The sequence below is a fragment of the Rhodococcus sp. 05-2256-B1 genome (genome assembly GCF_002258465.1).
Lineage (GTDB): Bacteria > Actinomycetota > Actinomycetes > Mycobacteriales > Mycobacteriaceae > Rhodococcoides > Rhodococcoides fascians.
In genome coordinates this window covers 253,021-274,748 of record NZ_NOZA01000026.1, presented here as the reverse complement: position 1 = coordinate 274,748, position 21,728 = coordinate 253,021, and the positions used below count along the sequence as shown (strand labels likewise).

Genomic DNA, 21,728 nt, shown 5'->3' with positions numbered 1-21,728 from the left:
CCGACGAGCTGTTCTCGACGAACTACAGGGCGGTCACGGTGGCGCGACCGTACCGGGATTTCACCGGTTTCCTCTCGGCCGGAGCCGTGAACATCGAATGCTACCGGTGCCGGGACGAGATCGGGCCACCCGTCGCACTTGTAGCCTGGTGAACATGAGTTCGCCCAGTAGGTCCGTGCCCGACGGCTGCCCCGGAGCTCTGTCGACGCACCGCGCGGCGGACGGTCCGTTGGCCAGAATCCGGCTCCCGGGCGGCCTCGTGCTGCCGGAGCAGATGCAGGTCCTGGCCGAGGCCGCGGCCGAGCTCGGCGACGGCTCGCTCGAACTCACGTCGAGGGGCAACATTCAGGTTCGTGCGGTCTCGGACCCGGACGAGCTCGCGAACAGGTTGGCCGCCGCCGGGTTGCTGCCGTCTCCGACGCACGAGCGCGTGCGCAACATTCTCGCCTCGCCGCTGTCGGGCCGGGTCGGCGGACTCAACGACGTCCGCAGTCTCGTCGGCGAGCTCGACGCTGCCGTGTGCGCTCGCCCCGAGCTCGCCGGACTGCCAGGCCGGACATTGTTCGCCCTGGACGACGGCCGTGGGGATCTGTGCGGACTCGAACCCGACTTCGGGGTGTACGCCCAGGCCGACGGGTCGTTCGCAGTGCTGTTGGCAGGACGCGACAGCGGTGTACGCGTCGACCGCGAGCACGTGGTCTCGACTCTGCTCGACTGCGCGGATGCCTTCGTCCGGTTGCGCCACAAGGAATGGCGACTGGCGGAACTGGACGGCGGTGCCGCGCGCATCGTCGACGTGCTCGGGTTGCAGGCCGGACCGGTACTGGCCATGCCTGCGCCGGTCGAGGTGCCACCGATCGGCTGGCTCGATCAGGACGATGGCCACGTTGCGCTCGGCGCAGGTCTGGCCAACGGCGTCCTCGGCGCGCGGTTGGCCGAATTCCTCGCTGCCGTCGATCGTCCGCTGATCGTGACGCCGTGGCGATCGCTGATCGTGGGTGATCTGGACGAGGAACCGGCCGAACAGGTCGTTCGAGTTCTCGCACCCATGGGCCTGATCTTCGACGCCGCGTCACCGTGGATCCGAGTCAGTGCCTGCACCGGATCGCCCGGTTGCGAGAAGTCCCTCGCCGACGTCCGAGCCGACCTAGCGGCCGCGGTCTATGCGCGGATGACGCCACGGGACGAGCGGCAGCATTGGTCCGGTTGCGAGCGTCGATGCGGCCGACCCAAAGGCGAGGTGACCGACGTCATTGCGACGGGAATCGGCTACCAGGTGTCCTGAGCACCTGGAGACCGGCTTCCGGCTGAGGGGTCCCTCTCCCCTATCGTGACACGCATGCACGACTACATCCGTGACGGCGCGGAGATCTACCGCCAGTCTTTCGCAACCATCCGCGCCGAAGCGGATCTGTCTCGGTTCACCCCGGACGTCGCCCAGGTCGTCGTGCGCATGATTCACGCTGTCGGTGAGATCGACCTGACCGAGACGATCGGCTTCACGCCCGACGTGGTGGAGTCCGCCCGAACTGCCCTGCGCGCAGGGGCACCCGTGTTGTGCGACGCCAATATGGTTGCCGCCGGTATCACTCGTCGCCGTCTGCCGGCCGACAACGAGGTGCTGTGCACCCTGTCCGATCCTCGGGTGCCGGATTTGGCTCGGAGTATGGGCACCACGAGAACCGCTGCCGCGCTGGAGTTGTGGGGTGACAAGCTGGGCGGTGCCGTCGTCGCGATCGGAAACGCGCCGACCGCCCTGTTCCACCTCATGGAAATGCTCGCGGCCGGAGCTCCGAAGCCCGCAGCCATCGTCGGCGGCCCGGTCGGATTCATCGGCGCTGCGGAGTCGAAGGAAGACCTGATAGCCGCCGACCTCGGCGTGGAATATCTGGTCGTCCGGGGCAGACGCGGTGGCAGCCCCATCACCGTCGCCGCGGTCAATGCCATTGCGAGCGAACAAGAATGAGCTCCAGCGGAAAGTTGTGGGGAGTGGGCGTCGGCCCGGGCGACCCGGAGTTGTTGACCGTCAAGGCCGCTCGCGTGATCGGCGAGGCCGATGTCGTCGCGTTCCACAGTGCTCGGCACGGTCGCAGCATCTCGCGCGCCCTCGCGGCCGGTTACATGCGCGACGGGCAGATCGAGGAACACCTGGTGTATCCGGTGACCACCGAGGCGACGGCTCATCCCGGTGGGTATCAGGGGGCCATCGACGAGTTCTACGAGTCCGCTGCCGCACGGCTCGCCGCTCATCTCGACGCCGGCCGATCGGTTGTGCTTCTGGCCGAGGGCGATCCACTGTTCTACAGCTCGTACATGCACATGCACAAACGCCTGGCACACCGGTTCGAGGTCGAGGTGGTTCCCGGCGTGACCTCGGTGAGTGCTGCATCGGCCGCCCTGGCGACTCCATTGGTGGAGCGCGACGAGGTTTTCACCGTCCTCCCCGGCACCTTGCCGGTGAACGAACTCACTCGCCGACTCCGCGGCACCGACGCCGCGGTCATCATGAAACTCGGTCGAACCTATCCGACCGTGCTCGATGCATTGGAACGATCCGGCAGGCTCGACGAAGCGCGGTACGTCGAGCGGGCCAGTACAGCCGAGCAACGCGTCCTCGATGCAGCCGACGCGGACAACGTGCCGTACTTCTCGATGATCGTCGTGCCGAGTCCGTCGAATCGAACCGACATGCCCACCAGCACCGGCGAAGTGGTCGTCGTCGGTCTCGGTCCGGGCGACGACGTGTGGACGACGGACGAAGTGCGAGCCGAACTCGCGGCGGCGACCGATCTGGTCGGATACATCACTTACATCGATCGAGTTCCTCAGCGACCCGGCCAGATTCGGCATGCAAGCGACAACAAGGTCGAATCCGAGCGCGCGGCATTCGCCCTCGACCTCGCCAAACAGGGTCGCCGCGTCGCTGTGGTGTCCTCGGGTGATCCGGGCGTGTTCGCGATGGCGACAGCGGTCATCGAGGTTGCAGCAGAACAGCAGTGGAGTTCGGTACCGGTACGCGTGGTCCCGGGAATGACGGCAGCCAATGCTGTTGCCAGCCGCGTCGGCGCGCCGCTCGGACACGACTACGCCGTCATCTCCCTCTCCGATCGACTCAAGCCCTGGGACGTGGTGGCCCGACGACTCTCGGCAGTGGCCGAAGCCGACATGGCGATCGCGATCTACAACCCGGCGTCGAAGACCCGCACCTGGCAGGTCGCGGCCATGAAAGATGTTCTGCTCGAACATCGTTCATCGGAGACGCCGGTGGTGATCGGGCGGGCGGTAGGCAGTGCGCAGGAATCGGTGCGCACCGTGACCCTCGGCGAACTCGATCCCGAGTCGATCGACATGCGGTGCCTGCTCATCATCGGCTCCTCGATGACGATGGTGGTGGAGACCGGAAGCGGTCCGAAAGTGTTCACGTCGCGGCGCTACCCGTCAGGGAGTGACGCGTAGGCGTTCGATCAACCACCGAGCGGCGGCATCGACCTCGTCGACCGTCAATGCCGAGATGTCGACGGTGGGTCGCGAGATCATCAGAACGGGAATCGAGGCCGATCGCGCCGCGTCGAGCTTGGCGCGGGTCATCGTGCCGCCGCTGTTCTTGGTGATCAGCAGGTCTATTCGGTTGTCGGCGAGCATTGCCGACTCGTGCGCGAGGTCGAACGGCCCGCGGCCGAGCTCGAGGGTGGCGCGAGGGGGAACGGCACCGGTCGGTGGATCTATCGAACGAATCAGGAACCACGCATCGGCGACTCCGGCGAAATGGTGAACGCCTTGCCTGCCGATGGTGAGGAACACCCGACTACCCGGTTCTATCGATGCGGCCGCCTCGGGTAGGGATGCCACGGTGGTCCACTGGTCGTCCGCCGACGCGATCCACGGTGGCCGGGTCAGCACGAGATGAGCGACACCGGTTGTCCGAGCAGCGTAGTCGGCATGCGCGGTGATGGTGGCGGCAAACGGGTGCGTCGCGTCGACCAGTGCATCGACGGCGTTGTCTCGAATCCACCGTGCCAATGCGTCGGCACCGCCGAAACCGCCGATCCTGGTATGGCCCGACACCGGCGCCGGCTCGGCGACGCGCCCGGCCAGCGAGGTGATCAACTCGATCCCGGGCACGCCCGCCACGGCGGCGGCGAGTTGCCTGGATTCGGACGTGCCGCCCAGGAGTAGGACCTTCACTGCTCGTCCGCATCCGCCCCGTCGGGCGCACCCCAGGGTTTCGTCACGCACCACTGGGTGACCGGCAGTTGTGGTCGCCAGGTGGTGAAGGACCCCAACGGCTCACCCCGGTAGATCTGGAACCGGCGCAGCCTACCGCCGTATCGTGCAGCTGCCGAGAGCAGCAGTGAATCCGATTCTGCGGTCACCGAATTGGCGACCAATCGGCCACCGGGACGCACGGCCGCCCAGCACCGCTCGATCATGCCCGGCTCGGTCGCCCCGCCGCCGACGAACACCGCGTCCGGAACGCCTGCACTGCCGGGGACCTCTTCGAAAGCCCCGGGCGCAGTGCCGAGCACGGCCAGCCCGGGCACCCCGAGCCGTTGTGCGTTGGTCGTGATCTGGTGTCGACGATCCCCGGACGACTCGAATGTCACTGCGCGACACGATGGATCGGTGCGCATCCATTCGATGGCGATCGTCCCCGAGCCTCCGCCGACGTCCCACAGGACCTCGCCGGCTCCGGGCGCCAACGCGCACAGCGTCAGTGCGCGCACTTCCTGCTTGGTCATCTGACCGTCGCCGGTGTACTGCGAATCGGGCAGGCCCGGAACGCGAGTGAGTCTGGTGGCGCCGCGATCTCGAACGCATTCGAGCGCGACAACGTTGAGCGGGTCGGCGTCGGCGAACGTCGAGTCCGTCGCCGTCCCCCGGGTGACGCGTTCGGCCGGGCCGCCGAGTTGTTCGAGCACGCTCACCGTACTGGCACCGAAACCGTTGTCACGCAAGAGCGCACACACGTCACTCGGTGTCGAGCTGCCTCGGCTCAGTACGAGAAGTCGACGACCGTGGCCGAGTTCCGGGAGGACGGTCTCGACCGGGCTGTTCACCAGCGACACCGTCGTGGTGTGCGCGAGCGACCAGCCCAGACGCGCACAGGCAAGCGAAACCGACGACGGTGCGGGATACACCCTCAGACGTTCGGCGCCGAATTCGCGAGCCAGGCTCACACCGATACCGTGAAACATCGGGTCGCCACTGGCCAGCACACACACGGTCCGGCCGTCACAGGAGTCGATCATCGGCCGCAGGCTCGGCAGCAACGGACTGGGCCACGCCCGAGCGTCGGCGCACCTGTCCCCCACGCCGGCGAGCTGCCTCGCCGACCCGAAGACGACATCTGCCTGCTCGACCACGACACGTGCGACAGCAGACAGTCCGTCCCAACCGTCCGCGCCGATTCCCACCACTGCGATGGGATGATGGTTGGGCTCCGCCATCAGCGCGGCATCCTGCGCCACAGCCATTGCGGAAGCAGTCGCATCGCGAAGAACACCGGGCGAAGAGTGCCGGGGATCCACACCGTCGACTTCCGGCTGCGCAGCGCAGCCACCACCGCGGCAGCCACCTGATGGGGTGTGCTGGACATCGGTGCCGGGTCCATGCCCTCGGTCATCGAACCGATGACGAACCCTGGGCGCGCGAGCAACAGATGAACGCCGCTGCCGTGCAGGGAATCGCTCAGTCCGCTGGCGAAACCGTCCAGACCCGCTTTGGCCGAGCCGTAGACGTAGTTGGCCCGCCTGACCCGGACACCCGCGACGGACGAGAAGACCACCAGATCGCCGCTCTTCTGCGCCCGCAGTACCTTCGCGGCGTGGGTGAGGACGGAAGCCTGGGCCAGGAAGTCGGTCGTGATCACCTCCAGCGCATGCCCGGCGTCGTCCTCGGCGCGCGTCTGATCCCCCAGAATCCCGAACGCCAACACCACGATCCCGATGGGCCCGTGCCGTTCCACGACGGAGCGCAGGATTTCCTCGTGGGTGTCCATGGCGTTCGCGTCGAACTCGACCGCATAGACGGTCGTCGCGCCTGCCTGCAGCACACGTGACCTTTGCGTCGCCAGGTCGGAACTGCGTCGAGCGGCCAGTACGACCGTTCGTCCCGGTGCCAGCCGAGTGGCGACCTCGAGACCGATCTCGCTTCGGCCGCCGAGCAACAACAACGTTCCCGAGGCGGGTTCAGATCGTCTGCTCACGCCGAACAGTCTCTCCGATCGAGCCCCGCTCGTGGCAGTCGGGGCACGTCACTACAGTCGAGTCATGGCCGCTACCCCCGCTGACGCGACTGCCCTCACCGACGAGGCGATCGAATTCCTCACCGAACGGCACCTCGCCACGCTGACGACGTTGCGTCCGGACGGCACGCCCCATGTCGTCGCCGTCGGGTTCACCTACGACGCGGACGCGCACGTCGCCCGTGTCATCACCAACAACGTGTCGCAGAAGGCGATCAACGCCGGCCGCGGTGCCTACGCCGCCGTCACCCAGATCGACGGTGCCCGCTGGCTGACGTTGGAGGGTCCGGCCACCGTTCGTGACGACCACGAGTCGGTCGCCGATGCGGAGAACCGCTATGCCCGACGCTATCGAGTGCCGCGGGAGAATCCGACCCGCGTCGTCGTCGAGATAGCGGTGCGGCGGGTACTGGGCAGCCGCTCGCTGCTGCGACGCTAGTCGTCCGTCGGCCAGGGTAGAACGGTCAGGTTCGGCCATTCGGTGGTCCACCGCGCGGCCTTCGCCTCGTAGACGTGCCGCATCGGCAATCGCGGATTCGGCCGGACGATCCCGGCGAACAGGTCGTCGAAGCCGTGTGGGGCATAAACGCGGTCCATACCGTGGGAGTCCACGGTGATCCCGAAACAGCACGTGGTCGACACGAAGTGGTCGATGGCATCCTCGGAGCTTCGGTACGGAGCCAACGTCGCTCCGAAATGCTGCTCGTACCACAGGTGTACACGCGCTTGATTACGCACTTCGACATCGACCCCGAGGTCGGCGAACACGTCGGCCGCGGTCTCGATCACGTCGTTCTCGGCGGCGTACGACAGATCCGTGTCGTCGAAGTAGAAGAAGTCGTAGTCGCGAATTCCGGCCCCGAGATCTCGGTCGGCGAGGTGATTCCACACGGTTTGGAACAGACCGCCCGCCGTCAGGTACCAATTCGAAAGCCCGAGCTGCGGCGCACGCCGAAGTACCTCGGCCACAATCGGATTCGTCCTGACGACGGAGACGAACTCGGCTCGGCGGCCGTCGGTCACACCGGCAGCACGGCGAGACCGTGGGGGCGGAGGTTGACCGATTCGCACCCGTCCGCCGTCACGACGACGATGTCCTCGATCCTGGCACCCCACTGCCCACGGAAATAGATGCCCGGTTCGATGCTGAACGCCATTCCCTCGGTGAGAGTGATGTCGTTGCCCGCCACGATGTACGGCTCCTCGTGCACCGACAGGCCGATACCGTGTCCGGTGCGGTGCAGGAACGCCTCTCCCAGACCTGCTTCGACCAACACCTCGCGTGCGGCTGCGTCGATGGACTCCGCGCTGACTCCCGGCGACACAGCGTCGACTGCTGCCTGCTGAGCTCGCTCCAGTACCGCGTACCGGGTAGCGACCTCGGCCGAAGGCTCGCCGAGACTGTAGGTGCGAGTGGAGTCCGAGTTGTATCCCGGCGCAACGGGTCCACCGATGTCGACGACGACCACGTCGCCGGCCTCGACGACACGATCGGAGACCTCGTGGTGCGGATCGGCACCGTGCGGACCGGAGCCGACGATGATGAATTCCGGTGCGGTATGGCCTTCCTCGACGATCGCCGTCGCGATGTCTGCCGCGATCTGGGCTTCGGTTCGGCCCACTCGGAGCCACTCGCCCATCCGGGCGTGAACCCGGTCGATGGCATGACCGGCTCGACGCAGAGCATCGATCTCGGCGTCGTCCTTGATCATCCGCAGCTGGCGCAGAACGTCTGTCGCCAGTACCGGCACGGTCCCGAAAATCATTGCCAGCGGCACGAAGTGCAGGGCGGGCATTACGTCGGCGACAGCGGTCTTGCTGCCGGCCGGCACGGCCGCAGCCACGAGCGCGTACGGATCGACGCCGTCCACCCAATCGACGAGCGTCAGTGACAGGTCCTCGGCGGCGGAGTCACCCAGCGCGGCGAGTTCGAGCCGCGGCACGACGATGCTGGGAGTGCTGCCGTCGGCTGGCACCACCAACGCGATGAGACGCTCGAACGAGCTGGCCGTGGACCCGATCAGATACTGCAGATCCGGGCCCGGAGTGATCAGCAGGGCGTCCAAGCCTGCGTCCGACGTCAGGCGGGCCGCGCGCGCGAGTCTGGAGGCGTAGACATCGCTGGGAAAACGAGAAGAATCGACACTCATACCTCCAGGCTAGTGCCGTACGGCAAGATGAGCCCCATGACCACCCCCGGAAAGTCGCCGTTGCTGCTCCTCGACGGCGCGAGCCTGTGGTTCAGGGCCTACTACGCTCTGCCCGAGTCGATTACGGCGCCCGACGGCCGTCCCGTCAATGCCGTGCGAGGTTTCCTCGACATGATCTCGGCCCTGATCACGCGAACCGAACCGAGCCGATTGGCTGTATGCCTCGACCTCGACTGGCGTCCACAGTTCCGAGTGGACCTCGTTCCCTCGTACAAGGCTCACCGGGTTGCCGACGCCGCGCCGGATGTGGCCGAGAGCGAAGAGGTTCCCGAGACCCTGACGCCACAGGTGGACATGATCATGGACGTTCTGGCGGCGTTGGGAATTGCCACCGCGGGGGCCGACGGCCTCGAGGCCGACGACGTGCTCGGAACCTTGGCTGCACAGGAACGACGCGATCCCGTCGTCGTGGTCAGCGGCGACCGAGATCTGTTGCAGGTGGCGGCGGACGAACCGAACGAGGTACGGGTGCTGTACGTGGGTCGAGGCTTGGCCAAGGCCGAACTCTTCGGCCCGGTCGAAGTGGCCGAGCGGTACGGCGTCCCGTTGCACCGCGCGGGAGCGGCCTACGCGGAATTGGCGCTTCTGCGCGGTGACGCGTCGGACGGGCTACCGGGTGTCAAGGGTGTCGGCGAGAAGACGGCCTCCACACTCATGCTGCAGTACGAGTCCGTCGCGGCCCTGCGTGCAGCGGCACTAGATCCGGAGTCGGACATGGCCAAGGGAATTCGGGCGAAGCTGGCCAACGCCAGCGACTACCTCGATGCGGCACTGCCGGTGGTGCGGGTCGTCACCGATGCCGACGTCGTTCTGTCGAGGTCGGACGAGATTCCGGCGGAACCGGCAGATCTCGAGGCACTCGACAAGCTCGCGGAGACCCTGGGAATCAGAAACGCCGTGGACCGCCTCGTCTCGGCGATGGCGGCCACGGCGTCGCAGAATTGACCGGGGCTATTTCGGGAGTGAGACCTCGTAGTCGGCGTCGTCGTTGAGGAACGTCAACGTCACCTTCTTGAACGCCCCGTCGACCGTCAGCGTGCAATCGACGCTGGTGCCGGCCTTGACTTCGATGTTCTGCGGGCACGACACCCCCGAGACGTTCGTGGCACCGTAGGACTCGGTCAACACCGTGCGAATACCGTCCTGAGCGGCCGTCGTATCGAGGGTGGTCGTGCGCCCGAACGCGAAGTACAGCACTGCCGCGACCACGGCCACGACGGCGATGACGGAGCCCGCGATGATCAGCGGCTTCTTGGACTGCGCGCCACTGCGACCGGGACCTGGCTGCTGGCCCGGGAACTGGCCGGGGTACTGGCCCGGATACTGCTGTCCGGGATACTGCTGATTCGGATTCTGCTGATTCGGATTCTGTCCGCCCGCGAAGGGAGGCTGCTGACCGTACTGGCCGGCACCGTACTGCCCACTGCCACCGAATTGTTGTGGTGCGTAGGGGTTTTGGTAGGCGGCGTCACCGACAGGCTGCTGTCCGGTCCCCGGATACGGTGCCCCGTACGGCTGTCCCGCCGGGTATTGCGCGGTCGGGTTCTGTGCGGTGGGATTCTGTGCTGTCGGATTTTGCGGGTTGTAACCCTGCGGGTACTGCCCCTGCGGACCCTGAACCTGGGGATTCTGACCCTGCTGCGGGTAGGGCCCGGCCGGATACGCGCCCTGGGGGTATTGCCCCTGGGGATACCCGCCCTGTGGGTAGTGCCCCTGCGGAGTTTGCCCCTGCGGAGACTGGCCGTATGCGCCTCCGGAAGGTTCGCCGTACTGCGTGGTCGGGGTGCCGGTGGGCGGCGCGTACTGTCCCCACGCCGACGGAGTCGGAGTCTGCGATTCGGATGTCGCCGCAGCTTCGCCGGTGGAAGCTTCCTGCCCGTCCTTTGCGGCACCGTCCTGGTCCGGCGTTCGTGACCAACTGTTGTCGGGGTCGGTCGGACCGTATGGGCCGCTCATCTCGCCTCCACTGAAATCTCGAATCCGTCGGGGGTACAGTATCCCGCTTGTCGCTGCGTCCGCTGTACCGACCCGGCAGTCCGGTTTCGGCCCGTCACGCAGCGCCCGTCACGCAGCATCTGTCACGCGGCATCGACGGCCACCACTCCTTGTCGCAGCGCGGCGACGGCACGGGCGGCGGTTCGCGACAGCTCGGGTTCGGGAGCGGCGAGCCGGACCTGGTCGAGCAGGTCGATGACCTGCCGACACCAACGGACGAAGTCGCCACCGGACAGCGCCTTGCCGTTGTCGCCTGCCGCGACCAGTGCGTCGACGAGCGAATGGTCGGAAGCCCACTTGTAGATCGCTTTGACGAAGCCCATGTCCGGCTCTCTGGTCGGTGGCAGTTTGTGCCGAACCTCGTCGGCCCGCAGCTCGTGCCACACCCGCACGGTCTCCGTCAACGCGTGCCTGATGGGTCCGGTCGGGCCGTGTGGGGTGATGTCTCCCTCGGAGCGGGACTCGTAGACCACGGCCGAGACCACTGCGGCCAACTCTGCGGCCGACAAGCCCTGCCACAGTCCGCCGCGGAGGCATTCCGCGACCAGAAGATCGGATTCGGAATAGATCCGGCTCAATCGCGCACCGTCGTCGGTCACCTTGGGATCCTTGCCCGGGGTCACGTAACCGCGGTCCGCCAGCAAAGCCAGAATGCGGTCGAACGTTCGGGCCAACGAGTTCGTCGTGGCCGACACCTTCTGCCGCATCGACTCGGTCTCCCGGGCCAGCCGGTTGTAGCGTTCGCCGGTTCGAGAGAGTTCCTCGCGATCCGGCCGGCTGTGCACCGGATGCGAGCGGATGGCCCGCCGCAGGGTTGCCAACTCCTTGTCGTCGGCAGCGGTCGACTTTCGTCCCACTCGATCGGAGGGCTGGGATATGCCGCGGGTGACCAATGCCGCCGCCAGATCCCGACGGGTCTTGGCGGTGCGGTGATCGACGAACCGTGGCAATCGCATGGAGCCGAGAGGCGTTGCCGGCGTTGGGAAATCGGCAGCGGACAGACGGCCGGCCCATTTGTCCTCGGTCAGCACGAGCGGCCGCGGATCGCCGCGATCGTCGTCCGGTTCGAGTACCACTGCCAGTCCGCTGCGCCGTCCGGACGGCACCGAGATCACGTCGCCGCGGCGCAACGCACGCAACGAGTCGACGGCTTTGTCCCGCCGATCGGACCTGTTCTGACGCTCGAGGGTCTTCTCTCGATCCTTCAGACGCTCGCGCAGTCGCGCGTACTCGAAGTACTCCCCGTCGGGGCCACCGAGCGTTGCGCCGAGCGCCTCCAACGTCTTCATGTTCTTCTCGATACCGCGGACCATGCCGACGACGGACCGGTCGGCCTGGAACTGAGCGAAGGACCGTTCGAGCAACTGCCGTGAATCCGCTGCCCCGAACTGTTCGATCAGATTGATCGACATGTTGTAGGCGGGCGCGAAGGAGCTCCGGAGGGGAAACGTTCGCGTCGACGCGAGTCCGGCCACCTCGGTCGGTTCGGTACCGGGCTGCCACAGCACCACCGCGTGACCCTCGACGTCGATTCCGCGTCGCCCGGCCCGGCCGGTCAGCTGGGTGTACTCCCCCGGTGTCAGCTCCGCGTGCGTCTCACCGTTGAACTTGACCAGCTTTTCGAGCACCACGGTTCGGGCAGGCATATTGATTCCGAGAGCCAGAGTTTCGGTGGCGAACACCGCTCTGACCAATCCCTTGACGAACAGCTCCTCGACGGTGTGGCGGAAGACCGGCAGCATTCCGGCGTGGTGCGCGGCGAACCCGCGTTCGAGCGCATCTCGCCATTCCCAGAAGCCGAGCACTTCCAGATCCTCGCGCGGGAGTTCGGAGGTGTGCTTCTCGACGATGTACCTGATCTCCTCGGCCTGCTCAGGCGTCGTCAGAACCAGCCGCGAACGCATGCACTGAGTCAGGGCCCCGTCGCAGCCTGCACGACTGAAGATGAACGTGATGGCCGGGAGCAGACCTTCCTCGTCCAGCTTGGCGATCACGTCGGGACGAGCCAGCGGACGGTTGGCACCTCCGCCTCCCTGGTGGCCGCCGCGTCCGCCGCCCCCGCTTCGACCTCCGCGTCCTCGACTGTGCGGTGCGTGCCACCGATCCATGGAGTCCAGCGACTGACGCTGCTTGACGTGCCGCACCAGGTCTCGGTCCACGACGACCTTCTGGTGGCCGTCCGGTGACTGTGCTCGGGTGTCGAAGAGATCGAACAACCGACGGCCCACCATGATGTGCTGCGAGAGCGGAACGGGACGGTTCTCGTCCACGACGACCGAGGTGTCGCCGCGAACGGTACTCATCCACGCGCCGAACTCCTCGGCGTTGCTGACCGTTGCGGACAGGCTCACCAGACGCACGTCGTCGGACAGGTGCAGGATTACTTCTTCCCACACCGCACCTCGGAACCGATCCGCCAGGTAGTGCACCTCGTCCATCACCACGTGCGAGAGCCCGCGCAGTGCGTCGGAGGATGCGTAGAGCATGTTGCGGAGCACCTCGGTCGTCATGATGACGATGGGTGCATCCGGATTGATGGAGGAATCACCGGTCAACAGACCGACCGTCTCGCGTCCGTATCGCGCAGTCAACTCGGCGAACTTCTGGTTGCTCAGCGCCTTGATGGGGGTGGTGTAGAAGCATTTGCGACCGGCAGCGAGGGCCAGGTGCACCGCGAACTCGCCGATCACGGTCTTGCCCGCGCCGGTCGGGGCGCAGACCAACACCCCGTGACCGTTCTCCAATGCAGTGCACGCATCCACTTGGAAGCGGTCCAACGGAAAACTCAACTCCGCGGAAAACCGTTGCAGTTCCGTGGGTTCTGGCCTGGACCGGGTGTCGACAACAGCCTCGCTCATGGTCGCGCCCCGTCGCTGGGACTCACATCAGATCGTGTCGTCGTACTGTGCCTGTGTTCGGGTCGCAGTGGCGATACCGCCCACCGGCGGTGTCGGTGCGACAGCGTGTGGGGCCTGGATAGAACTTGCGCCTTCGATGCGTGTTGCTTCGTCATCTGACACATCACCCCATTCGTCTCTTCTCTTGCGCAACTTACGCTTGTCGTGAATCCGCGCAATCTGCACTGCCATCTCGAAGAGCACCGTCAGAGCCAACGCCAAGGCCAGCATCGAGAAGGGATCCTGTCCGGGCGTTGCGATCGCCGCGAACACGAACAGTCCGAAGATCAACCCGCGACGCCACGCCTTCAGGCGTTCGTAGGTGAGAACACCGACGAAGTTCAACCCGACGACCAGCAGCGGTATTTCGAAGCTGACACCGAAGATGATCAGAAGATTGATCAGAAAACCGAAGTACTGATCGCCGCTCAGTGCCGTGATCTGGACGTTGTCACCGATCGACAGCAGAAAGTGCAAGCCCTTGGCGACGACGAAGTACGCCAGAATCGCTCCGGTCACGAACAGCGCAGCGGCACCGGTGACGAAGGAGACTGCGTAACGGCGTTCGTTGGCGTACAGGCCGGGAGTGATGAACGCCCAGATCTGGTACAGCCAGATGGGGCAGGCGAGCACGACGCCTGCGGTGAACGCCACCTTGAACCGCAGCAGGAACTGGTCGAACGGGCCGGTGGCGAGCAGGCGGCACTGATCGTCGTTGCTCAGATCCGCACGCAGGCTCGGGTCCAGGGTGCAGTACGGGCCTCGGAGCAGATCGCCGAGGCTTTCGACGCCGAAGATCGTGTGTGAGTACCAGAAGAATCCGAATGCAGTGGTCACCGCGATGGCCAGCAGCGACCAGAGCAGCCGGGTTCGCAGCTCGTACAGGTGATCGACCAACGACATCGTGCCGTCGGGATTGACTCGACGCTTACTGCGCCGTGGATCGAACGGAATGCGCATGGTGTTCTACGGTCAGCCTTCTTCGGTCGGCAGGCGGCACGAGGCCGTCACCGACAGCAGTGAACCTTCGGTGCCGCGTCGGCACCGAAGGTGTGCTGAGCGGCGTCGCTCAGGCAGACTTCGCGTCGTGCTGGGGTGTGGTCTCGGTCTGCGCCACGGGTGCCGGCGATGGCAGCTGAGCGGGTGCGGCCGGCTGCTGTGCAGTCGCGGTATCGGTGTCGGATTTGCCGTCGTTCTGCATCTCCTTGACCTCGCTCTTGAAGATGCGCAACGAGCGTCCGAGTCCACGCGCAGCCTCGGGCAGCTTCTTGGAACCGAACAGAATGATGACGACCACCGCAACGATGGCCCAGTGCCAGGGACTGGTGAATCCCATGTGAACCTCCTGAGATCAGATAAATCGAGCGTACCCGACGGCGGGCGGTGCGCTCGGCAACGGAGCGCACCGCTTCACCTCACGTTCATGTTGCGAGGCCGCCATCGGTGTCGGTGGCGTCGAGCTCCGCGTAGGCATTCAGGGCGGACCGCGCACGATCGCGGACGGAATTCACCAAGGATTCAGGTCCCAGTACGGTGACGCCACCGCCGAACCCGAGGGTCAGCCGGGTCATCCACTGCAGCGTCGCGAAACGCATGGTCACCTCGATGGACCCGTCCGAATCGGCGGCTACCTGCGTCATCGGGTAGTAGTCCAGGATCCAGGTGAACGCAGGTGAGACGCGTAACCGCGCTTGGGACAGAGAGGGGTCGTCGTTGAAGATCTCGAACGCGTCCTCGTCCTGCACCGACTCCGGCGGAGACGACGGTTCGTCGAGTTCGGTGGCCGAATCGATGCGATCGAATCTGAACAGCCGAACGCCCTCGGCGCCGCGACACCATGCCTGCAGATAGCTGTTGTCGTCGACCACCACGGTCCTGATCGGATCGACGATGCGCTCGGTGAGCACGTCTCGCGACGCCGAATAGTAGGTGAGTTCGAGTGCGTGCCGGGCTCGGAGCGCAGACCGTACGGTGCTCGACACCGGACCCTCCTCCGCGTCGGCCGTGTCGTGGTCGGACGAGAGCGGCACATTCGCCGCCGCCGACCCGGCCGCGGTCTCGATCTTCGCGATCGCTCGCTGAGCGGCCGACGGATCGACCATCCCCGGCATCGAGGTCAACGACCGAAGTGCGACCAACAGTGCGGTGGCCTCGGTGGACGTCAACCGCAGCGGCCGGTCGATCCCGGCGGAGAAGGTGACGTCGATGCTCTCCTCGGAGAACGACAGATCGATGAGGTCACCCGGTCCGTACCCGGGCAGACCGCACATCCAGAGCTGATTGAGATCGGCCATCAGCGTCGCGGTGGTCACGCCCAGTTCCCGAGCGGCCTCCTCGGCGCTCAACCCCGGATTGGCCATAAAGAAGGGCACCATGTTGAGCAGGCGGGCCAACCGCACCGACAGACGCGCGCTCATCGTTCGTTCTCCAGTTCGGCTGCAGTCTGCAATGTGGAGATGACATCGGCCCGCAGCTCTGCCGGGGCCAACACCATCGCGTCGGGACCGTGACCGGCGATGAGCCGCGAAATCCAATCCCAGGACCGTACCGGAACCTCGACGACCGTTCCGGTGCGCGACCCCACCGTCTGCTCCCCCACCACGGTGCCCATCCTCCGCAGCTCCGTCGCCCGACCGTCCTGGAGCCACACTCGCGCGGTACCCGACACCGAGGACGTGCCTGCGACGCGGCGGACGATGTCCTGAAGATCGATACCGTCTGGCTTGCGGACACTCTGAGGTGATCCGAAGGCTTTGACGTCGTCGCCGATCCGGGACAGTCGGAAGGTTCGGGTGTCGTCTCGGTCCACGTCGTGTCCCACGAGATACCACCGTCCCCGGAACGTCACAACGCCCCACGGCTGGACGGTTCGGGTGACGAACGGCTCGGTCAACGAGGGTCGATGCTCGAACCGCACCGACTTCCCCTCGTCGATCGCCGCGAGCAGGGCGCCCAGTGCGGGCTCGGACCCGCGGGTTCGGGCCGGAACGGCCGTGACGGCAGCCGCCGACTCGTTCTGGTCGACCTGAATACCTGCGGCGCGCAGTTTCAGCAGCGCACTCTGGGCCGCGGAGGTCAGTTCCGGTGATTCCCACAGTTTGACGGCCACCGCGACCGCAGCCGATTCCTCGCTGGTGAGATCGATGTCCGGCAGCTCGTAGGCATCTCGGTTGATGCGATAGCCCTCGACACCACCGAACCGCGTGGCGATGCCGGTCTCGAGGGGCACCCCGAGATCGCGCAGTTCGTTCTTGTCACGCTCGAACATCCTGCTGAACGCTTCGAGGCTCGTCGAGTCGTCGTACCCGGCAACGCTCTCGCGGATCCACTCCGCGGTCAGGAACTGACGCGTCGACAACAGACAGATGACCAGGTTCATCAGGCGTTCGACTTTGGTGGTGGCCACGACAGTCGAGCCTAGTTGTTCACCGCCCGCCGGAGCTGTAGCGACCCGAGTTGCCTGGACCGCTACCCGACCTCCAGCCGAGTCGGGTCCGGACTACATCGATGCGATGAGTCGCTCGACGCGCTCGTCGACCGAACGGAACGGGTCCTTGCACAACACCGTTCGCTGCGCCTGATCGTTGAGTTTCAGGTGTACCCAGTCGACGGTGAAGTCGCGTCCGGCTTCCTGGGCCGCGGTGATGAACTCACCGCGCAGCTTCGCGCGTGTCGTCTGCGGCGGCAGATTCACCGCTTCGTCGATCTGCTCGTCCTCGGTGACTCGCTTGACCAGACCCTTGCGCTGCAGCACGTCGAACACTCCCCGTCCACGCTTGATGTCGTGGTACGCAAGATCGAGCTGAGCGATCTTGGGATCGGAAAGTTCCATCGAGTAGCGGTCCTGATACCGCTCGAACAGCTTGCGTTTGATGACCCAGTCGATTTCGGTGTCGACCTTGGCGAAGTCCTGCGACTCGATGGCATCGAGTGTGCGTCCCCACAGGTCCACCACCTGTGTCACCTGAGCATTCGGCTCCCGCGTCTGGAGATGCTCGACGGCCCGGGAGTAGTACTCACGCTGGATTTCGAGTGCACTGGCCTGGCGGCCACCGGCGAGGCGGACCGGCCTGCGACCGGTCAGATCGTGGCTGACCTCGCGAATGGCCCGAATCGGATTGTCCAGCGCGAAGTCTCGGAAGGAGACACCTGCCTCGATCATCTCGAGTACGAGTGCGGCCGTCCCCACCTTGAGCATGGTCGAGGTCTCGGCCATGTTGGAATCGCCGACGATGACGTGGAGCCGGCGATACTTCTCGGCATCGGCGTGCGGTTCGTCGCGAGTGTTGATGATCGGCCGCGAACGAGTGGTGGCCGACGACACGCCTTCCCAGATGTGCTCGGCGCGCTGCGAGAGGCAGAACGTCGCGGCCTTGGGTGTCTGCAGCACCTTGCCTGCGCCACAGATCAATTGGCGGGTGACCAGGAAAGGTAGGAGCACATCCGAGATGCGCGAGAATTCGCCCGCTCGCTGGACGAGGAAATTCTCGTGGCAACCGTAGGAGTTGCCCGCCGAATCGGTGTTGTTCTTGAACAGGTAGATGTCTCCGCCGATGCCCTCCTCGGCGAGACGCTGTTCGGCGTCGATCAGCAAATCCTCGAGTACTCGCTCGCCAGCGCGATCATGGGTGACCAATTGCAGCAGGCTGTCGCATTCGGCAGTGGCGTACTCGGGATGCGAACCGACGTCGAGATAGAGGCGAGCGCCGTTGCGGAGGAACACATTCGAGCTGCGGCCCCACGAGACCACGCGACGGAAGAGGTAGCGGGCCACCTCGTCCGGACTCAGGCGTCGGTGTCCGTGAAAGGTACATGTGACACCGAACTCGGTCTCGATGCCCATAATTCGTCGCTGCACACTTCGACACTACAACGCAAGCCACCGATGGATGTGTCGGAGCGCCTCGATGGCGCACATGCCTAGGCTGGGCCCTATGACTTCCACGCCTACGTCTGTTGCGGCCTCGGTTCACGCGTGGGACCTGTCCCTCGTTGCGCGAAGCGCGGCATTGCGCTCGAGCAGGGCGGATGCAGGGCTCCGCGCGTTGAGCACGGCCGCCGATCACAGTCGCCTGTGGCTCGGAGCTGCCGCACTTCTCGGCGCGGCCGGTGGCTCGGCCCGACGCGGCGGCGTGCGGGGGCTGATCGCCGTGGCGGGTGCGAGCGCCGTGGCGAACGGTCTGCTCAAGCCGGTGTTCCCGAGGTCGAGGCCGGATACCGAGCTGGTTCCCGTACTCCGCCGGGTGCTCGCCCCGCCGGTGTCCTCGTCGTTTCCCTCCGGTCACTCGGCGTCCGCAGCCGCCTTCGTCACCGCGGTCGCCATCGAATCACCGAAGGCAGGATTGCTGTTGGCTCCGGTCGCCGCAGCAGTCTGCTATTCCCGGGTTCACGTCGGCGTCCACTGGCCCACCGATGTCGTCGCCGGAGCGGCGCTCGGTTCGGCGATCGCGCTGTCGACCCGCCGCTGGTGGGCCGTGCGTTCGGCGAAGCCCGCCGATCTCGGCTCGCCGGTCGAGGTCGAGGCACTGCCGGGCGGACGGGGACTGTTGGTGCTGGTCAATCCCGGATCCGGTGACGGTTCGGAGGCGGTACCGGACGCCATCCGTCGCGAGCTCCCCGACGCCGACCTCTTCGTACCCGATCCCGAGAGGGACTTCAACGAGCAACTGGAAGAGAGAATTCGGAACACGACGCCGCGTGCTCTCGGAGTGTGTGGAGGCGATGGCACGGTCGTCAGCGTCGCCGCCTCGGCCGCCCGTAACGGCCTGCCACTCGCCGCGTTTCCGGGTGGCACTCTCAACCACTTCGCTCGCGACACCGGTCTGACCGCAGTCGAGGACACCGCCGCCGCCGTCGAGGCGGGCACCGCCGAACTGGTCGACATCGCCGAGGTGGACGTCGACGGCCGCAGGGTGTCGTTCGTCAACACCGCGACGTTCGGGGGTTACCCCGACTCGGTGCGGTTACGGCAGAAGCTGCAGAAGCGAATCGGTAAGTGGCCGGCCGCTGCGGTTGCGATGACACGAGTGCTCGCGGCTGCAGAGCCACTGAACATTCGACTCGACGGGGTGCCGCACTCGGTGTGGATGCTCTTCGTCGGCAACGGTACCTACGATCCGATCGATCAAGTTCCCATGTCGCGCAGCAGCATTCATACCGGCACCCTCGATGTTCGCTTTCTCCCGTCGGAACCCAAGGCATCGAGAACACGACTGCTGTGGGCGACGATCACCGGAACGCTCGGCTCGTCGCCTGCCTACGTGCGCAGTGTGGCGCAACGCTTGACCGTCGAGGTGGACGGTGCCCCGGTTGCCCTCGCGGCCGACGGCGAGGTCGTCGGAGACAGCACGACATTCCAGTTCAGCAGTGACAAGAACGGCCTCGTGCTCTACCGGAAGCGATAGAGCACGAGGCCGTCGACCTCGATCCGAAGTGTGGGGACTACTGCGGAGTCTCCGGCTCCGAGGAGCCGTCGCCGGTCGCGGACGGTGCCGATGCGGGCAACATGTCCGCCAGAGCAGCTCCAGCGATACGCCGGAACGCTCGACGCGGTCGCCCCTGATCCAGGACGGCTACCTCTAGGGCCGACACCTCGAGAACCTTCTTCTCGGGCTCGGCACCGGCAGTCGCAGGCGAAGTCGGACCGGCGGTGAGCGCGTCGACGGCGATACGAACTGCGTCCGCCAACCCGAGGCCGGACCGGTACGTATCCTTCAGCGCGGCCACGATGGGCTCGGTGGTGCCGCCCATGACGACGAAATCCTGTTCGTCGACGATGGAGCCGTCGTACGTGATGCGGTAGAGCTGCGTGGCCATCGGCTCGTCCTGATGGGACACCTCGGCGACGCAGATCTCGACCTCGTACGGCTTGAGCTGCTCGGTGAAGATGGTGCCCAGTGCCTGGGCGTAGGTCTTCGCCAACGACCGGCCGGTGACATCGCGTCGATCGTAGGTGTATCCCTTGATGTCTGCGTGCTGGATGCCGGCCTTGCGTAGGTTCTCGAACTCGTTGTACTTGCCGACGGCAGCGAAACCGATGCGGTCGTAGAGCTCACTGACCTTGTGCAGCGCGGTCGAGCGATTCTCGGCGACGAACAGGACCCCGTCGGCATACGCCAGCACGATGACGCTGCGGCCGCGGCCGATTCCCTTGCGCGCCAATTCCGAACGATCGCGCATGATCTGTTCGGCAGATGCGTAATACGGCATCGTCATAGCGCGCTACCCCCTTCGCTGACTTCCTGGCCTGCTCGGGTGTGGTGGTCCGTGCCGCCGGTGTGTGCTGCGCTCTCGGTTCGTTCTGCCAGAACCGATCTGGCCGCAGCCGATATGCGATCGTGCGCGACGTCGTCCGCACCGACGCTCGTGATGGCAACCGCCGTCGGGTAGATGCCGCGGGTGACATCGGGACCACCGGTGGCCGAGTCGTCGTCGGCGGCGTCGTACAGCGACTCGACTGCAGCCCGAAGCGCCTCGTCCTCGGACATTCCGGGGCGATACAACTTCTTGAGCGCGGATTTGGCGAACAACGAGCCCGAACCCACCGCGTGATAGCCCGACCGCTCCTCGTAACGCCCGCCGACCACGTCGTACGACACGATGCGTCCGGCTCTGTCGGGATCGGAGATGTCGATGTCGAATCCGACCAGCAACGGCACCGCAGCCAGTCCCTGCATCGCCGCACCCAGATTGCTCCGAACCATCGACGACAACTTGTTGGCCTTGCCGTTGAAGGTGAGCGGCACGCCCTCGATCTTCTCGTAGTGCTCGAGTTCGACAGCGAACAGACGAACCAATTCGATTGCGATACCCGCAGTTCCGGCAATGCCCGCAGCGGAGTACTCGTCGGTGACGTAGACCTTCTGCATGTCCCGGTTGGCGATCAGATTGCCCTGAGTGGCGCGCCGATCACCGGCGATCAGCACCCCGCCCGCGTAGGTGAGGGCGACGATCGTCGTCCCGTGCGGAGCGATGCCGGACTTGTCGGTGGTGCCGTTGGCGGCGTGGGACGCCAGGTCCGCGGCGAGGCCGCTCTCCGGCAGCAGGTGCGGGGCGTGCTGCCGGAGGTAGTCGGAGAAGGACGAGCTACTGGACCCCAGCGGAATCGCCGGTCCGTCGCCTGCCGACCGTGGGTCCGAACGATCCACCGTCACTGGCCGCCCTTCTGAACGTAGGCGCGGACGAAGTCCTCGGCATTCTCCTCGAGTACGTCGTCGATCTCGTCGAGAAGATCGTCGGTCTCCTCGGCCAACTTCTCGCGCCGTTCCTGGCCACCGGCCCCCGTGTCGCCTGGGACCTCGTCGTCGCCGCCGCCGCCCGAGCGCCGTGTCTGCTCCTGAGCCATAGTCGCCGACCTCCTCCGTGTATCGAGAAAACAGATCT

Annotated in this window: 21 protein-coding genes; 6 read left to right on the top strand and 15 right to left on the bottom strand. The window is 65.9% G+C overall.

Annotated elements, in window-relative coordinates; all coding sequences use genetic code 11:
* The first annotated feature begins 154 nt into the window (after window positions 1–154).
* From cobG to CH285_RS14650, 3 genes are read left to right on the top strand one after another with little or no spacing between them, the layout of a single operon-like run.
* Entirely contained in the window at window positions 155–1,285 is a 1,131-nt protein-coding gene (cobG, locus tag CH285_RS14660) for a precorrin-3B synthase (RefSeq protein WP_094643201.1), read from the top strand.
* Window positions 1,286–1,339: 54 nt separating this feature from the next.
* Window positions 1,340–1,966 (top strand): precorrin-8X methylmutase, encoded by a 627-nt coding sequence (locus CH285_RS14655; RefSeq protein WP_027497104.1) that lies wholly within the window; start codon window positions 1,340–1,342, stop codon window positions 1,964–1,966.
* On the top strand, window positions 1,963–3,456 hold the full coding sequence (locus tag CH285_RS14650; protein WP_027497103.1) for a precorrin-2 C(20)-methyltransferase: 1,494 nt from the start codon (window positions 1,963–1,965) through the stop codon (window positions 3,454–3,456). The genes CH285_RS14655 and CH285_RS14650 overlap by 4 nt, the downstream gene beginning before the upstream one ends.
* Here CH285_RS14650 and CH285_RS14645 read toward each other — a convergent pair.
* Genes CH285_RS14645 through CH285_RS14635 form a run of 3 tightly spaced genes read right to left on the bottom strand, consistent with a single transcriptional unit; the run spans window position 3,439 to window position 6,205 of the window.
* Window positions 3,439–4,185: a cobalt-precorrin-6A reductase gene (locus tag CH285_RS14645; RefSeq protein WP_027497102.1), complete on the bottom strand. Its 747-nt coding sequence runs from the start codon at window positions 4,183–4,185 to the stop codon at window positions 3,439–3,441. The two genes, CH285_RS14650 and CH285_RS14645, sit on opposite strands and share 18 nt — an antisense overlap.
* A complete protein-coding gene (cbiE, locus tag CH285_RS14640; protein WP_237606212.1) occupies window positions 4,182–5,474 on the bottom strand; it encodes a precorrin-6y C5,15-methyltransferase (decarboxylating) subunit CbiE in 1,293 nt (430 codons plus the stop codon). The genes CH285_RS14645 and cbiE overlap by 4 nt, the downstream gene beginning before the upstream one ends.
* Window positions 5,447–6,205 carry an SDR family NAD(P)-dependent oxidoreductase gene (locus CH285_RS14635; RefSeq protein WP_027497101.1) on the bottom strand — a complete coding sequence of 253 codons (759 nt, stop codon included), beginning with the start codon at window positions 6,203–6,205 and terminating at the stop codon, window positions 5,447–5,449. The genes cbiE and CH285_RS14635 overlap by 28 nt, the downstream gene beginning before the upstream one ends.
* Window positions 6,206–6,269: 64 nt before the next feature.
* Here CH285_RS14635 and CH285_RS14630 point away from each other — a divergent pair, with 64 nt between their 5' ends.
* On the top strand, window positions 6,270–6,683 hold the full coding sequence (locus tag CH285_RS14630) for a TIGR03618 family F420-dependent PPOX class oxidoreductase (protein WP_032365855.1): 414 nt from the start codon (window positions 6,270–6,272) through the stop codon (window positions 6,681–6,683).
* Here the strand turns inward: CH285_RS14630 and CH285_RS14625 are convergent.
* Together CH285_RS14625 and CH285_RS14620 are read right to left on the bottom strand one after the other, a co-directional pair.
* The gene (locus tag CH285_RS14625; protein WP_027497099.1) at window positions 6,680–7,267 is read right to left on the bottom strand and encodes a nucleotidyltransferase family protein; all 588 of its coding nucleotides are present in this window, start codon (window positions 7,265–7,267) and stop codon (window positions 6,680–6,682) included. The genes CH285_RS14630 and CH285_RS14625 overlap by 4 nt on opposite strands.
* The gene (locus CH285_RS14620) at window positions 7,264–8,394 is read right to left on the bottom strand and encodes a M24 family metallopeptidase (RefSeq protein WP_027497098.1); all 1,131 of its coding nucleotides are present in this window, start codon (window positions 8,392–8,394) and stop codon (window positions 7,264–7,266) included. The genes CH285_RS14625 and CH285_RS14620 overlap by 4 nt, the downstream gene beginning before the upstream one ends.
* A 27-nt stretch (window positions 8,395–8,421) precedes the next feature.
* Between CH285_RS14620 and CH285_RS14615 the strand changes: the two genes are divergently transcribed.
* The gene (locus CH285_RS14615; RefSeq protein ID WP_027497097.1) at window positions 8,422–9,399 is read left to right on the top strand and encodes a 5'-3' exonuclease; all 978 of its coding nucleotides are present in this window, start codon (window positions 8,422–8,424) and stop codon (window positions 9,397–9,399) included.
* Window positions 9,400–9,405: 6 nt separating this feature from the next.
* Here CH285_RS14615 and CH285_RS14610 read toward each other — a convergent pair whose 3' ends face one another.
* The 7 genes from CH285_RS14610 to pafA form a co-directional block, all read right to left on the bottom strand.
* Window positions 9,406–10,410, bottom strand: coding sequence for a DUF4333 domain-containing protein (locus CH285_RS14610; protein ID WP_094643200.1), 1,005 nt, complete (start codon window positions 10,408–10,410; stop codon window positions 9,406–9,408).
* A gap of 122 nt (window positions 10,411–10,532) precedes the next feature.
* Window positions 10,533–13,307, bottom strand: a complete 2,775-nt coding sequence (locus CH285_RS14605) for a DEAD/DEAH box helicase (protein WP_051365148.1) — start codon at window positions 13,305–13,307, stop codon at window positions 10,533–10,535.
* Between the two features lie 27 nt (window positions 13,308–13,334).
* Window positions 13,335–14,306: a twin-arginine translocase subunit TatC gene (gene tatC, locus CH285_RS14600; protein ID WP_094643199.1), complete on the bottom strand. Its 972-nt coding sequence runs from the start codon at window positions 14,304–14,306 to the stop codon at window positions 13,335–13,337.
* A 109-nt stretch (window positions 14,307–14,415) separates the two neighbouring features.
* Window positions 14,416–14,682, bottom strand: coding sequence for a Sec-independent protein translocase subunit TatA (tatA, locus tag CH285_RS14595; RefSeq protein ID WP_027497093.1), 267 nt, complete (start codon window positions 14,680–14,682; stop codon window positions 14,416–14,418).
* An 85-nt stretch (window positions 14,683–14,767) separates the two neighbouring features.
* On the bottom strand, window positions 14,768–15,763 hold the full coding sequence (locus CH285_RS14590) for a helix-turn-helix transcriptional regulator (RefSeq protein WP_027497092.1): 996 nt from the start codon (window positions 15,761–15,763) through the stop codon (window positions 14,768–14,770).
* Window positions 15,760–16,752, bottom strand: a complete 993-nt coding sequence (locus tag CH285_RS14585) for a helix-turn-helix transcriptional regulator (protein ID WP_027497091.1) — start codon at window positions 16,750–16,752, stop codon at window positions 15,760–15,762. The genes CH285_RS14590 and CH285_RS14585 overlap by 4 nt, the downstream gene beginning before the upstream one ends.
* A 93-nt stretch (window positions 16,753–16,845) precedes the next feature.
* Window positions 16,846–18,204, bottom strand: a complete 1,359-nt coding sequence (pafA, locus tag CH285_RS14580) for a Pup--protein ligase (protein WP_174557245.1) — start codon at window positions 18,202–18,204, stop codon at window positions 16,846–16,848.
* 76 nt (window positions 18,205–18,280) lie between these two features.
* Between pafA and CH285_RS14575 the strand changes: the two genes are divergently transcribed.
* The gene (locus tag CH285_RS14575) at window positions 18,281–19,750 is read left to right on the top strand and encodes a bifunctional phosphatase PAP2/diacylglycerol kinase family protein (RefSeq protein WP_027497089.1); all 1,470 of its coding nucleotides are present in this window, start codon (window positions 18,281–18,283) and stop codon (window positions 19,748–19,750) included.
* 37 nt (window positions 19,751–19,787) lie between these two features.
* On the opposite strand, the gene prcA is transcribed toward CH285_RS14575, so the two are convergent.
* The 3 genes from prcA to CH285_RS14560 are packed head-to-tail and all read right to left on the bottom strand — an operon-like array spanning window position 19,788 to window position 21,690.
* Entirely contained in the window at window positions 19,788–20,561 is a 774-nt protein-coding gene (prcA, locus tag CH285_RS14570) for a proteasome subunit alpha (protein ID WP_027497088.1), read from the bottom strand.
* Complete coding sequence (gene prcB, locus CH285_RS14565) at window positions 20,558–21,499, bottom strand: proteasome subunit beta (protein WP_027497087.1); 942 nt, start codon at window positions 21,497–21,499, stop codon at window positions 20,558–20,560. The genes prcA and prcB overlap by 4 nt, the downstream gene beginning before the upstream one ends.
* Window positions 21,496–21,690: a ubiquitin-like protein Pup gene (locus CH285_RS14560; protein ID WP_027497086.1), complete on the bottom strand. Its 195-nt coding sequence runs from the start codon at window positions 21,688–21,690 to the stop codon at window positions 21,496–21,498. The genes prcB and CH285_RS14560 overlap by 4 nt, the downstream gene beginning before the upstream one ends.
* Window positions 21,691–21,728 lie beyond the last annotated feature (38 nt).